Source organism: Streptomyces subrutilus (genome assembly GCF_001746425.1).
In the GTDB taxonomy this organism is placed as follows: Bacteria; Actinomycetota; Actinomycetes; order Streptomycetales; family Streptomycetaceae; genus Streptomyces; species Streptomyces subrutilus_A.
Genome location: NZ_MEHK01000002.1, coordinates 153546 through 169062, shown reverse-complemented (window position 1 = coordinate 169062; position 15517 = coordinate 153546). Strand labels below are relative to the sequence as shown.

Sequence of the window (15517 nt, the reverse complement as noted above, 5' to 3'; positions counted from 1 at the left end):
GGGACCGGCGGGCACCGGGCTGTACGGAGCCTCCAGCGGCCTTCGAGACGGGCTCACGAGGGTGGGGGCGGACGACTCAGCCCTCGGCTCCCTCTGGAAGGCATCGTGAAAAGACTGTTGCAGACCGCGGCGGCGGTGATCCTCGCCGCAGGACTCCTGGCTCCCACGGCGGCCGCCGAGGAAGCCTCCTCCCCGACCCAGCGAACGGCGCGGTTCGCCCAGCCGGGCTCCCTCTCCTCGCCGTTCGGCAAGGGCAGCTTCCGGTTCGGTGTCTCGAGCTCCGCCACCCAGATCGAGGACCAGAACACCCACACCGACTGGTACAAGTGGACCCAGCCCGTCGCCGAAGGCGGCATGGGCAAGAGCCCCGCCGTCGGGGAAGGCGTCGACGGCTACACGCTGGCCATCGAGGACATCGAGCTCATCGCCGCCCTGAAGGTCGACTCGTACCGCTTCGGCATCGAGTGGGCGCGCATCGAGCCCCGCCGCGGCCAGATCGACGAGCAGGCGATCGCCCACTACAACAAGGTGATCAACGCCCTCGTCGCCCGCGGCATCCGTCCGGTCGTCACCATCCACCACTTCGCCAACCCGGTGTGGGTGGACAACCCCGAGGACGTCGCCTGCGCCAACGGCCCCTCGGACACCAACCTCTGCGGGCTCGACCACCCCCAGGGCGGCCCGCTCGTCGTCAAGGCCATGGCCGACCACTCCAAGCTGCTCGCCCAGCGCTTCGGCGACCGGGTCCGCGACTGGGTGACCCTCAACGAGCCCGGCGTCTACATGATGTTCTCGCACGCCTTCGGCGCGGGCCCGCCCGGCAAGGCCAACCTGCCCACCCACTTCGACACGAAGTTCGCGCCCGCCGTGCGCACGTACATCGACGCGCACGCCGCCATGTACAAGGCGATCAAGAAGGTGGACCCGGGCGCCAGCGTCGGCCTGACCGCCAGCGTCAAGCAGTACGAGGCCGTCCGCGACGGCAAGATCAGCACCGAGCCGCGCGACATCGCCGCCCGCGACCGCTTCCGCCGCTTCTTCGAGCTGAACTTCCTCGACTCGCTGCGCCACGGCACCTTCGACGCCGACTACGACGGCACGCCCGACGAGCAGCACCCCGAGTGGAAGAACACCCTCGACTGGCTCGGCATCCAGCTCTACGACCGCACCGGCGTCACCGACCCGACCACCCCCGGGCCGACCACCCTGCCCGTCATCAACGTCGACGTGTGCGGCGCACCGCCCTGCTTCCCGCTCAAGGACCCGACCTACTTCATCCCCGACATGGGCTACGAGTCGGACCCGCAGGGCCTCTACCCCGTCCTCAAGGACTTCAGCCGCCGCTACAAGGGCCTGCCGCTGCTGGTCTCCGAGTCCGGCATGGCCACCGCCTCGGGCAAGCGCCGCGCCGAGTTCATCGTCCGTGCCCTGGAGCAGATCCAGCGGGCCCGCGCCGAAGGCGTCGACGTCCGCGGCTACTACCACTGGAGCCTGATGGACAACTTCGAGTGGCTCGGCGGCTACAAGCCCCGCTTCGGCCTCTACGCCGTGGACCGCACCACCATGAAGCGCACCCCCACCGAAGCGGTGGGCGTCTACGCCCAGATCGCCGGGTCCCGCAACCTCAGCCCGGCCCTGCGCGCCGAGTACGGCGGCAGCGGCCCGCTCACCCCGGAGCCGGGCCACGCACCCGCCTCGCCCCCGGCCACCACCGCCGGCCCGGCCGTCACCGGCCGCCGGGACTGCCCCCCCACGGCCGGGCGCACACCGCGCCCGGCCCTCCCGTCTTCTGCCGAGGCCCCGGTTCAACGATCTCCAAGGATGCCCAGATGAGCAACGCCCAGGTGAACAGCGGCACCGCTGCCGCACCCGTGCCCGTCGCCGCGGACATAGCCGCCCGGCTCCGGGAGACGATCGCCGGACTCCTGGAGATCGGCCCCGGCTCGGTGGACGAGAACCGCTCCCTGCGGGACCTGGGCATGACCTCCCTCTCGATCGTGGCCATGCTGGAGAGCGTCTCCGCCTGGCTGGGCCGCCCCGTCCCCTCCTGGGTCGCCTGGCAGTACCCCACCGTGGCCGCCCTCGCCGGCCACCTCGCGGGCGACGAACGGCCCGCGGCGCCCGCCGCCGGGACCGCCCGCGCCCGCGGCCGCGCCCACGCGCGGGAACCCATCGCCGTCGTCGGCCTCGGCTGCCGGCTCCCCGGCGGCATCGAGACCCCCGACGCGCTGTGGCAGAGCCTCCTGGACGGCGTCGACGCCGTGCGCGAGGTGCCCCGCGACCGCTGGAACGCCGACGAGTGGCTCGACCCCGACCCCCGCGCCCCCGGCCGCATGACCACCCGGTGGGGCGGCTTCCTCGACGACGTCGCCGGCTTCGACGCCGAACTGTTCCGCATCTCGCCCGCCGAAGCCCGCCAGATGGACCCCCAGCAGCGCATGGCCCTCGAATCCGCCTGGGCCGCCATCGAGGACGCCCGCATCGTCCACGGCGACCTCGAGGGCACCCGCACCGGCGTGTTCATGGGCACGATGGCGCAGGAGTACCACCTGGCCACCGGCGCCGACCCGCGGAGCATCGAGACCCACTCCGCCACCGGCTGGGACAACTCGATCATCCCCGCCCGCATCGCCTACACCCTCGGCCTGCACGGCCCCGCCCTCGCCGTCGCCACCGCCTGCAGCTCCTCGCTGACGGCCACCCACCTCGCCGTCCAGAGCCTGCGCTCCGGCGAGTCCGACCTCGCCCTCGCGGGCGGCGTCAACGTCATGCTCAGCCCGAACACCACCGTCGCCATGACCAAGTTCGGCGGCATGAACCCCGACGGCCAGTGCCGCGCCTTCGACGCCGGCGCGGGCGGCTACGTACGCGGCGAGGGCTGCGGCGTCGTCGTCCTGCGCCGGCTGTCCGACGCCCTCGCCGAAGGCGACCGGATCTACGCCGTCATCCGCGGCAGCGCCGTCAACAACGACGGAGCCTCCAACGGCCTCACCGCGCCCAGCCCCCGCGCCCAGGCAGAGGTCCTGCGCGCCGCCTGGCAGGACGCCGCCGTCGCCCCCCGGCACGTCTCCTACGTCGAAGCCCACGGCACCGGCACCCTCCTCGGCGACCCCATCGAAGCCGAAGCCCTCGGCACCGTCTTCGCCGACGGCCGCGAGGAACCCCTGCGCATCGGCTCCGCCAAGACCAACTTCGGCCACCTGGAACCCGCCGCCGGCGTCGTCGGCCTGATGAAGACCGCCCTCGCCCTGCACCACGGCGAGCTCCCCGCCAGCCTGCACTTCGACACCCCCAACCCGCACATCGACTTCGACGCCGCCCGCCTCGAAGTCGTCGCCGAGCGCCGCCCCTGGCCGCACGGCGGCCGCCGGTACGCGGGCGTCAGCAGCTTCGGCTTCGGCGGCACCAACGCCCACATCGCCCTCGAAGAGGCCCCCTACCGCCGCCGCCACCTCGTCCCCCTGGCCGCCGACACCGACGAGGAGCTGCGCGAGGCCGCCGAAGCCGTGGCCGCCCGCGCCCGCGCCGGCCACGGCTGGTACGCCCCCGAACTCCTCGCCCGCGCCACCGGCGCCCAGCGGATCGTCGCCGCCGTGAGCCACCCCGACGAACTCGCCGACGCCCTGCGCGAACAGCTCGCGACCCGCACGCCGCGCACCCGGGGCGCCCGCCCCTCCCTGGCCTTCTTCTTCTCCGGCCACGGCTCCCAGTGGCTCGGCATGGGCCGCGACCTGCTCGCGGAACCCGCCTTCCGGACCGCCCTCGACGCCTGCGACGCCGCGATCTCCGAGGCCACCGGCTGGTCCGTCCTGGAGGAACTGCTCGCCGGACCCGACACCTCCCGACTGGACCGCACCGACGTCGTCCAGCCCGTCCTGTTCGCCGTCCAGGTCTCCCTCGCCCGCACCCTCGAAGCGTGGGGCCTGGAGCCCCGCACCGTCTTCGGCCAGAGCATCGGCGAGGTCGCCGCCGCCGTCGTGGCCGGCGCCCTGCCGCTGACCGAGGGCGCCCGCCTCATCGGCACCTGGTCGCAGCTCATCGCCGAACGCGCCGCCGGCGAAGGCGCCCTGCTGCTGTGCGAACTCCCGCTGGAGGGCGCCCGCGAGCTCGCCGCCCGCCACCCCGGCCGGATCTCACTCGCCGGCCACCTCGCCCCCGGCCAGACCGCCCTGTCCGGGCCGCTGGACGCGGTGGCCGCCGTGGAACGCGAGCTCGCCGACGCCGGGGTGCGCAGCCAGCGCGTCCACATCGACTACGCCTCCCACAGCGAGCAGCTCGCCGCGCTCGCCCCCGAACTCGAACGCCGGCTGGGCACCCTGCGCACCGCCCCGGCCGCCATCCCCTTCTGGTCGACCGTCACCAACGGCTTCACCGACGGCACCGCCCTCGACGCCGCGTACTGGGCCCGCAACATGTGCGCCCCCATGCTGATCGCCGAGGCCGTCACCGCCCTCGCCGACGAACGCGGCCTCGCGATCGTCGAGATCGCCCCGCACCCCGTCGCCCGGCACTCCCTGCGGCGCACCCTGACCGCACTCGCCGAAGCACACGCCGCCACCGGGAGCACGGCCCCCCCCCCCGGCCCCTCCTCGGTGCTCGGCACCGGCCGCCGCGACCGGCCTGCCCGCCGCTCCCTGGAGGACGTCGCCGTCCGCCTGTGGTGCGAGGGCTACGACGTCGACTGGGGCGCCGTCACCGGCCGGCCCCAGCGCCCCGCCCCCACCGCGCCCGTCGCCGTGACCGTCTCCGGCAAGAGCCCCGCCGCCCTCGCCGCGAACGCCGCCGCCCTCGCCGACCACCTGGCCGGCGCCTCCACCGCCACCCTGCTCGACACCGCGTACACCGCCGCCGGCCGCCGCTCGCACCTGGAACACCGGGCCGTGGCCGTCGCCACCACCGCCGACGAGGCCGCGCAGGCCCTGCGCGCCCTGGCCCAGGGAGCGCCGCACCGCGCCCTGACCGAGGGCGTCGCCCGCCAGGGCGACCTGGCCGTGCTGTTCACCGGGCAGGGCAGCCAGCGCCTCGCCATGGGGCGCGCCCTGTACGGGGCCTTCCCCGCCTTCCGCCAGGCCTTCGACGAGGTGTGCGCGGAACTCGACCGCCACCTGCGGATCCCGCTCGTCGCGATCCTGTTCGCCGACCCCGACGGCGCCGACGGCACGCTCGTCCACGAGACCGAGTTCACCCAGCCCGCCCTGTTCGCCGTCGAGGTCGCCCTGTTCCGGCAGTGGCAGGCCTGGGGTGTGGAACCGCGGGTCCTGGCCGGCCACTCCGTCGGCGAGCTCGCGGCCGCCCACGCGGCCGGCGTGCTCGGCCTGGCCGACGCGGCCCGCCTGGTGGCCGCCCGCGGCCGCCTCATGCAGGCCTGCGAGCCGGGCGGGGCCATGGCCTCGGTCGAGGCGTCCGAAGCCGAGGTGCTGGAGGTCCTCGCGGACGTGGACGGCCGTATCGCGGTCGCCGGGCTCAACGGGCCCGCGCAGACCGTCGTCAGCGGCGACGCCGCGGCCGTCACCGCCGTCATCGGCCGGTTCGCCGCCCAGGGCCGCCGCACGCGCCGGCTGGAGGTGTCCCACGCCTTCCACAGCCCGCACATGGACGCGATGCTCGACGCCTACCGGGCCGTGGCCCGGGACTGCGTGTTCGACGCACCGAGGATCCCGCTGGTCTCCACCGTCACCGGCGCGTGGACCGACGCCGGCCTCGCACCGGGCGAGGGCATGCGCTCCGCGGAGTACTGGGTCCGCCAGGTCCGCGAACCGGTCCGCTTCCTCGACGCCATGGCCACCCTGGAGGCGGCCGGCATCGCCCGCTACCTCGAATGCGGCCCCGCCGCCGTGCTGTCCGCGACGGGCGCCGGCTGCGTCGGGCGCGAGGTCCCCTTCATCGCCTCCCAGCGCGCCGACGACAGCGACGAGGCCCGCGTCCTCGTCCAGGCCCTCGGCGCGCTCCACGTCAGCGGCCAGGACGTCGACTGGTGCAAGGTGTTCACCGGCACCGCCGCCACCGTCACCGACCTGCCCACGTACGCCTTCCAGCGCGAACGCCACTGGATCGACGCCCCCGAGCGGGCCCGCGGCGGCCGGTCCGCCGCGGACGACGCGCTGTGGCAGGCCGTCGGGAGCGGCGCGGCCGAGCGCGTGGCCGAACTCCTCGGCGTCGGCGACAGCGTCATCGACAGCACCGCCCTCGCCGCCCTGCTGCCCCACCTGGCCGCCTGGCGCGAACGCCAGGACGACGCCGACACGGTCGCGGACTGGCTGTACGAACAGACCTGGCAGCCCGCCCGCCCCCCCCCCGCCCCCCCCGCCGCCCCGGGCCACTGGCTCCTGGTCGCCCCCGCACAGCCCGAGGCCCCGACCGCCGCTCCAACGACCGCCGGGGCGCCGACCACCGCCGGGGTGCAGGCGCGGAGCCTCGGCGCTGCCGTCGCCGGGGCGCTCGCCCAGGCCGGGGCGACCGTCCACGTCCTGCCGGGGCACGACGACCGTGCCGCGTACGGGGCCGCGCTGGCCGCGCTCGTCGCGGAGCTCGGGGACCGGCCGCTGTCCGGCGTGCTCGCGCTCACCCCCACCGACACCACCGCCCCCCCCGCCCACCCGGCCACCACCACGGGCGCCGCCCAGACCCTGGCCCTCGTCCAGGCCCTCGGCGACGCCGCCGTCCGCGCCCCGCTGTGGCTCGTCACCCAGGGCGCGGTGCACGCCGTCCCCGCCGACCCGGCCCCCCGGCCCGACCAGGCCCTCGCCTGGGGCCTGGGCCACGTCGTCGCCCTGGAGCACGGCGCCCGCTGGGGCGGCCTCGTCGACCTCCCGGCCGACCCCGCCCAGGCCCTGGCCGAGGCCCTCCGCCTCGCCGCAACCGTCCACGCCGTTAACGGCGTTAACGGCGTTAACGCGGTCAACGGCCCCGGCTCCGCCGGAGGCGAGGAGCACCTGGCCCTGCGGCCCACCGGCGCGTACGTCCGCCGGCTGCGCCAGGCCGCCCCGCCCGCCACCGCCCCCTGGACCCCCCGCGGCACCGTCCTCATCACCGGCGGCAGCGGCGCCCTCGCCGGTCACCTCGCGCAGCGCCTCGCCGAGCGCGGCGCCGAGCACCTCGTGCTCGTCTCCCGCCGGGGGCCCGCCGCCGACGGGGCCGCCGAGCTCACCGCCCGCCTCGAAGCCGCCGGCGCCCGCGTCACCTTCGCCGCCTGCGACCTGACCGACCGCGGCCAGACCCAGCGGCTCCTGGCCGGCCTCGACGCCGAACAGCCGCCCCTGCGCGCCGTGTTCCACACCGCCGGCATCCTCGACGACCGCCTCCTGGACCGCCTCGACACCGAGGCCCTGGCAGCCGCCGCCGCGCCCAAGCTCGGCGCGGCCCGCCTGCTCGCCGAGCTCACCCGCGACCACGACCTCGACGCGTTCGTCCTCTACTCCTCCGTCGTCGGAGTCCTCGGCAACCTCGGCCAGGCCAACTACGCCATGGCCAACGCCGCCCTCGACGCCTTCGCCGACACCCTGCGCGCCGACGGCGTCCCCGCCCTCAGCCTCGCCTGGGGCCCCTGGGCCGAAGGCGGCATGACGCACGGCGCCGCCGAAGCCCAGCTGCGCGCCGCCGGCCTCGCCCCCATGGCCGTGGCCCGCGCCCTGACGGCCCTGGACTCCGCCCTTGCCTCGGGCCGCTCCCTCGTCGTCGCCGACATCGACTGGCAGAAGGCGGCCGCCGGCTACGGCGAAGCCCGCCCGCGCCGCTTCCTCGACGAGATCGCGGAGGCCCGTACCGCTCCGGCCACCGCGACCGGCCCCGCCGCGGCCGAAGCCGAGACGAACCCGTTCCTGAGCAGCGTCCTGGCCCTGCCCGAGGCGGACCGCGCGGCCCACGTCACGGCCGTGCTCGCCGCCGAGGCCGCCGCCGTGCTCGGCATCAAGGACCCGCAGTCCCTCGACCCCGAACGCGGCTTCAAGGACCTCGGCTTCGGCTCGATGATGTCCATCGACTTCGCCGCCCGCGTCCAGAAGCGCACCGGCGTCACCACCCCCAAGACGCTCGCCTTCGACTGCCCCAACCTGAGCACCGCCACCGACTGGCTGCTCGCCAAACTCGCCCCCGCGGCCCCCTCCACCACCCCGGCCACCCCAGCCGGCTCCCCACCCGGCCCCCGCCCCGGCCGCCGCGGCGACGAGCCGCTCGCCATCGTCGGCGTCGGCCTGCGCATGCCCGGCGGCGCCCACGACCTCGACAGCCTCTGGACCGTCCTCGCCGAAGGCCGCGACACCGTCGGCACGGTGCCCGCGGACCGCTTCGACATCGACGCCTTCTACGACGCCGACCCGGACGCGGAGGGCCGTACGTACGCCCGCCACGCCTCCTTCCTCGACGACGTCGCCCACTTCGACGCCGCGTTCTTCGGCATCAGCCCGCGCGAGGCCGAGCCGATGGACCCCCAGCACCGCCTGCTCCTCGAAGCGGCCTGGACCTCCCTCGAGGACGCCGGGATCCGGCCCCGCGAGCTGCGGGACTCCCGTACGGGCGTGTTCGTCGGCGCGGGCGTCGGCGAGTACGGCAAGTACCGGCAGGGCGGCGCCCCCGACACCTACACGCTGACCGGCACCCTGCCCAGTTTCAACGCGGGCCGCCTCTCCTACCACCTCGGCCTCCAGGGCCCCGCGCTGTCCGTGGACACCGCCTGCTCCTCCTCCCTGGTCGCCCTGCACCTGGCCTGCGAGGCGCTGCGCAGCGACGAGTGCGAACTCGCCCTGGCCGGCGGCGTGCAGGTGCTCGCGGACCCGGGCGCGTTCATCGCCCTCAGCCGATCGCACGCCCTGGCGCCGGACGGCCGAAGCAAGACCTTCTCCGCCGAAGCGGACGGCTACGGCCGCGGCGAGGGCGTCGGCGTACTCGCCCTCATGCGGCTCTCGGACGCGCAGGCGCAAGGCCGTACGGTCCTCGGCGTCATCCGGGCGACCGCCATCAACCACGACGGCGCCAGCAGCGGCATCACTGCCCCCAACGGCACCTCGCAGCAGAAGGTCATCCGCGCCGCCCTCGCCTCGGCCGGCCTCGCGCCCGCCGACGTCGACTACGTCGAATGCCACGGCACGGGCACCTCGCTGGGCGACCCCATCGAGGTGCAGGCGCTGGCCGCGGTCTACGGCGAAGGCCGCACCCCGGGGCGGGAGCTGGGGCTCGGCACCGCCAAGAGCGTCATCGGGCACCTGGAGTCGGCGGCCGGTGTCGCGGGCGTCTGCAAGATGCTCGCCTCCTTCCGGCAGGACGCCCTCCCGGCGACCCTCAACAGCTCCCCCCGCAACCCGAACATCGCCTGGGACGAACTCCCCGTCCGGGTCGTGGACTCGCTCACGCCGTGGGAGCGCGACCTGTCGCGCCCGCGCCGCGCGGGCGTCTCCTCCTTCGGCCTGAGCGGTACGAACGCCCACGTGGTGCTGGAGGAGCCCCCGGCCGCCGCGCCCTCGGCCGCCGCCCCGGACCCCGGGGCGGCCGCCTCCGCGTACCCGGTGGTCGTGTCGGGCCGCGACGAGGCCGCGCTGCGGGAGCAGGCCGCCCGACTGGCGGACTGGGCCGGGGAACGCTCCGAGGTTCCGCTCGCCGACATCGCGGTCACCGCCGCCCGGCACCGTTCGCACTTCGAGTCGCGGGCGAGCGTGGTCGCGGCCGATACCCAGGGTCTGGTGGAGGCGCTGCGGTCGCTGGCCGAGGGCACTTCGCACGACGCGGTGGTGACGGGCTCGGCCGCGCGCCGCGGGAAGGTCGTCTTCGTCTACCCAGGCCAGGGCTCGCAGTGGGTGGGCATGGGCCGTGCGCTGCTCGCGGAGAACGAGACCTTCCGGCAGACGATCGAGGCGTGTGATGCCGCGCTGCGGCCGTTCACGGGTTGGTCGGTGCGTGAGGTGCTGGCGGGGGAGGAGGGTGACCACCCGCCGTTCGACCGGGTGGACGTGGTCCAGCCGGCCCTGTTCGCCATGGGGGTGGGCCTGTCCGCCGTCTGGCGGTCCCTCGGCGTCGAGCCTTCGGCGGTCGTCGGCCACTCGCAGGGCGAGGTGGTCGCCGCGGTGGTGAGCGGTGCTCTCACTCTGGAGCAGGGCTCGCAGATCGTCGCCCAGCGCTCCCGGGCGGTCCTGGCCTGCGCGGGTCAGGGCGGTATGGCCCTGATCGAGCGCCCGGTCGCCGAAGTCGAAGGATTCCTCGCCCCTTACGGTGACGCCCTGTCGGTCGCCGCCGTCAACACCACCGGATCGACCGTGATCTCGGGCCGGGCCGAGGCCATCGTGAAGATCGTCGCGGAGCTGTCGGAGCGGAACGTCTACGCCCGCAAAATCAACGTGGACTACGCCTCCCACAACGCCCAGATGGACCCCCTCCTGCCCGGTCTCGCGGCCGGCTTCGAGGGGATCGCCCCGACCGGCACCGACATCGCCTTCTACTCCACCGTCACCGGCCAGGTGGCCGACGGCACCGCCCTGAACGGCTCCTACTGGTGCCGCAACCTCCGCGAGCCCGTCCGCTTCGACCGCGCCCTCGAACAGCTCCTCGACGACGGCCACGGCGTGTTCGTCGAGATCTCCGCCCACCCGGTGCTGTCCATGCCGCTGACCGACGGCAGCGCGGAGCGCGGCGGCATCGTCGTCGGCTCCCTCAGCCGCCGCGACGGCACCCCCGCCCAGCTGCTGCGCAACCTCGGCCTCCTCCACGTCCAGGGCCACGAGCTCGACTGGGACCGCGTCCTGGGCGCCGGAAGCCTCGTACCGCTCCCCTCGTACGCCTTCCAGCGCGAGCACTTCTGGCTCCCCGTCGCCCAGGCCTCCGGCGACGCCGGCTCCCTGGGCCTGGAAGCCTCCCGGCACCCCTGGCTCGGCGCCGCCCTCGAGCTCGCGGACGCCGACGGCCACGTCTTCACCGGCCGCCTCTCGCTCACCGACCAGCCGTGGCTGCGCGACCACACCGTCTTCGGCTCGGTCATCGTCCCCGGCACCGGCCTGCTCGAACTGGCCACGGCCGCCGCCCACGAGGCCGGGGCCGCCGCCGTCGCCGAACTGACCCTCGCCGAACCGCTGGTGATCGAGGACGCGGTGCGCCTCCAGATCACCGTGGGCGCCCCGCACAACGGCCGCCGCCCCATCACCCTGCACAGCCGCCCCGACGGCCCCGGCCGCACCTGGACCCGCCACGCGAGCGGCGAGCTGCTGCTCGACCCCGCCGGGCCGGAGGCCCGGAACACCCCGGACGGATTTGCCGACCTGCGCAACTGGCCGGTGGCCGGCGCCGAGCGCGTCGCACTCGACGGCTTCTACGACCGCTTCACCGCCCAGGGCATCGACTACGGCCCGGCCTTCCGCGGCCTGGCCGAACTGTGGCGCAAGGGCAGCACGGCGTACGGGCTCGTCCGCCTCCCCGATGCGGCCGCGGGCACCGAGTACAACGTCCACCCGGCCCTGCTCGACACCGCCCTGCACGTGATGAAGGGCGCGGCGGCGGGACGGGACGAACCCGAGGGCGCGCTGCTGCCGTTCGAGTGGACGGACGTCGAACTGTTCGCGGCGGGCAGCGGCGAACTCCGCGTCCGCGTCGACGTCGAGCAGTCCGACGCCGGCCAGTCCGTCCGGGTCTGGGCCGCCGACGCGGCGGGCACGCCCGTCGTCCGCGTCGGCGCGCTCCACCTGCGGCGGGCCACCGCGGACCAGCTGCGCGCCGCCCGTTCCGGCGGCGGCCAGGACCTGCACCGGCTGGCCTTCCAGCCCGTACCGGCCGCCGCCACGGCCCCCGGACGCCGCACGGCGGACCTCGTGGTCGGCGGCACCGGGGAACTCGCCTCGCTGCTCGGCATCGAGGCGCTTCCCGGCACCGACGCCCTGGCCGCCCGGCTGGCCGCGGGCGGCCCGGCGCCCGCCCGCATCATCGTGGACACGACCGGACGGGCGCCCGCCATGAGCCCGTCCGAGGCCGTGTTCCGGGGCGGCGAGTACACCCTCGCCCTGCTCCAGACCCTGCTGGCCGACGAGCGGCTCTCCGGCACCGAGCTGGTCTTCGCCACCCGCGGCAGCGTCGGCGCCGTGGAGGGCGACCCGCTCGACGGACTGGCCTACGCACCTCTGTGGGGCCTGGTCAGGTCCGCCCGCGCCGAACACCCGGGCCAGAGCCTGCGCCTGCTGGACCTCGGTCCGGACAGCACCAAGGACGCCGTCGAGGCGGCTCTGGCCCGCGCCGACGAGCCGGAACTCGCCCTGCGCGGCGGCCGGCTGCTGGCCGCCCGCCTGGTCACGGCCGGCGGGCCCACGGGCACGGGCACGGGGACCGGCACCGACCCCTCCGCGGGCTCCGGCGAGGTGCGCACCCTCGATCCGCAGGGCACCGTCCTCATCACGGGCGGCGTCGGCGAGCTCGGCCGCGAGGTCGCCCGCCACCTGGTCCGCCGGCACGGCGTCCGGCACCTCGTCCTCACCTCACGGCGAGGCGCCGAGGCGCCCGGAGCCGCGGAACTCATACAGCAACTCACGGAAGAAGGCGCGCAATGCGTGCGGGTAGAGGCCTGTGATGTCGGTCGTCGCGATGACGTGGAGAAGGTGCTCGGTCTTGCTGAGGAGGGTCGGCCCTGGACGGCCGTCCTGCACCTCGCGGGCGTCCTGGACGACGGTGTACTCCTCGGCCAGGACGCACAGCGGCTCGCTCATGTGATGGAGCCCAAGATCACCGGCGCCGTCCACCTCGACGAGGTGACCGCCGGCCTGGGCCTGGACCTCGCCGCCTTCGTGTTCTTCTCCTCCGCCGCCGGCACCGTCGGCACGGCGGGACAGGGCATCTACGGCGCGGCCAACGCCTGCCTCGACGCGTACGCGGCCCGCCGCCGCTCCGAGGGACGCCCGGTCACCAGCCTCGCCTGGGGCCTGTGGCACCAGGCCGGGGTCGGCATGACCTCGCACCTGGGCACGGCGGAACTGGACCGGATGCGCCGCCAGGGCATCGCCCCGCTCAGCTTCGAGGACGGCCTGGAGCTGCTCGACGCGGCGCTCGCCCGTCCGGCCGGCAACTTCGTCCCCCTGCGGCTCGATCTGCGGGCCGCACAGGGCGAGGTGGACCAGGGCAGGCCCGCGCCCGCCCTGTTCCGGTCCCTCGTACGGACCCGGCCGCGCCGGGCCGAAGCGCCCGCCGCCGCCTCCGGTGGCCCGGCCGGTCTGCGGGAGCGCCTGCTGGCGGTGCCCGACGACCAGCGGGCTGACCTGGTGACGGAGCTGGTGCTGCGCGAGGTGGCCGCCGTACTGGGCCTGAACTCGACCGGCTCCCTCTCCCCGCAGGAAGTGCTCAAGGGCCTCGGCCTCGACTCGCTGATGGCGGTGGAGCTGCGCCGGCGCCTGGCGACGGAGAGCGGGGTGCCGCTGCCCGCGACCCTCGCCTTCGACCACCCGACGCCCGAGCACATCTCGCGGCTGATCCTCAGCCGCCTGGACCTTCCGGCTCCGGCACCGGCCGCGGCGCCGGCCGCAGTACCAGCCTCGGTGCCGGCCGCGGCGGCGATCGCGGCGATCACGGAGCTGGGCGTCCCGGACGCCGGGGCCGGCCCCGGGGCGGACGCGGGAGCGGACGGCGCGCCGGACGACGCGGCGGACGACGGCGAACGGTCCGTAGAGGACCTCAACGCCGAGCTCGACGCCCTGTTCGCCGCCGAGGGATTCGGCCTCGACTAGGCCCCTGCACCAAGGCCTCACGGCCGCGCCACCGGGCACACCAGGTCACGTTGACCCTGGCTCAAGTGATTGCCGATTGGCTGGTCCGGTCCCCGTGTTGTGTCCGCGGGGACCGAAAAGCCCGCGGTGGCCGCGCAGAGAGGCGCTCGATGGTGTCGAATACAAACCAGGACCGGATGCAGGCTGCCCTGCCCGCGATCCGCGCGTTGCAGAAGCGCGCGGCGGACCTCGAGGCGAAGCAGTCCGAGCCGATCGCGGTCGTGTCGATGGCCTGCCGCCTTCCTGGCGGGATCGACACCCCGGAGGGCTTCTGGGAACTGCTGGCCTCCGGCGGTGACGCCGTCGGCGGTCTGCCCTCGCGCTGGACCGGGCTGGACCTGTACGACCCGGATCCGGAGGCCGTCGGCAAGACGTACTCCCAGGAGGGCGGATTCCTCGACGGAGCCGAGCACTTCGACGCCCCCTTCTTCGGCATCTCGCCGCGCGAGGCCCTCTCCATGGACCCGCAGCAGCGCCTGGTCCTGGAGGCCTCGTGGGAGGCCCTGGAGCGGGCCGGCATCCGCCCCGACTCGCTGATGGAGAGCCGCACCGGCGTCTACCTCGGCACGATGAGCTCGGACTACGGCCACCTGGGCCGCGATCTGGACGCCCTCGACGGCTACGTGAGCACGGGCAAGGCCTCCAGCGTGGTCTCCGGCCGCGTCTCCTACACGCTGGGCCTCCAAGGCCCGGCCGTCACCGTCGACACCGCCTGCTCCTCCTCGCTGGTCGCCCTGCACCTGGCGGTGCAGGCCCTGCGGCAGGGCGAGTGCGAACTCGCCCTCGCGGGCGGCGTCACCATCATGAGCGCCCCCTCCCTCTTCGTGGAGTTCTCCCGCCTGAAGGGCATGGCCGCGGACGGCCGCTGCAAGTCCTTCTCGGCCGGCGCGGACGGCGCCGGCTGGGCCGAGGGCGTGGGCGTGATCGCCCTCAAACGCCTGTCGGCCGCCCAGCGCGACGGCGACCGCGTGCTGGCCGTGATCCGCGGTTCGGCGGTCAACCAGGACGGCCGCAGCCAGGGCCTCACCGCCCCGAACGGCCCTTCGCAGCAGCGGGTGATCCAGGACGCGCTGGCCGCCGCCCGGCTCACCCCGGCGGACATCGACGCGGTAGAGGCGCACGGCACCGGCACGTCGCTGGGCGACCCGATCGAGGCGGGCGCGCTGGCCGAGGTCTTCGGACCGGGGCGCGAGGCGGACCGGCCGGTCTACCTCGGTTCGTCGAAGTCGAACATCGGGCACGCACAGGCGGCCGCCGGCGTCATCGGCGTGATCAAGATGGTGCTGGCGCTGGAGCACGGCGTGCTCCCGAAGACCCTGCACGCCGAGGAGCCGACCCCGCTGATCGAGTGGGACACCAGCGGCCTCGAACTGCTCAACGAGGCGCGTCCGTGGCAACGGGGCGCCGAGCGCACCCGCCGCGCGGGCGTCTCGTCGTTCGGCCTGAGCGGTACGAACGCGCACGTGGTCCTGGAGGAGGCCCCGGCCCGGGAGCCCGCCGAACCGGCCGCCGCCGGCCTGCCGACCGGCCCGCTTCCGGTGGTCGTCTCCGGGCGGGACGAGGCCGCGCTGCGGGAGCAGGCGGGCCGCTGGGCGGACTGGCTGTCGACGCACGGCACCGAGGTCCCGCTCGCCGACATCGCGGTCACCGCCGCCCGGCACCGTTCGCAGTTCGAGTCGCGGGCGAGCGTGGTCGCGGCCGACACCGGGGGGCTGGTGGAGGCGCTGCGCGCGCTGGCCGAGGGCACTGCGCACGACGCGGTGGTGACGGGCTCGGCCGCGCGCCGCGGGAAGGTCGTG

General features: G+C 75.3%; 2 protein-coding genes and 1 pseudogene. All 3 read left to right on the top strand.

The annotated features are described in order from the left end of the window. Positions 1 to 105 precede the first annotated feature (105 nt). A complete protein-coding gene (locus tag BGK67_RS33895) occupies positions 106 to 1833 on the top strand; it encodes a glycoside hydrolase family 1 protein (RefSeq protein ID WP_079154738.1) in 1728 nt (575 codons plus the stop codon). Next, positions 1830 to 13679, top strand: coding sequence for a type I polyketide synthase (locus BGK67_RS40865; RefSeq protein ID WP_069924392.1), 11850 nt, complete (start codon positions 1830 to 1832; stop codon positions 13677 to 13679). The genes BGK67_RS33895 and BGK67_RS40865 overlap by 4 nt, the downstream gene beginning before the upstream one ends. A gap of 152 nt (positions 13680 to 13831) precedes the next feature. Then, positions 13832 to 15403, top strand: a pseudogene (locus BGK67_RS41355) (type I polyketide synthase); the annotation flags it as partial. Positions 15404 to 15517: the final 114 nt, after the last annotated feature.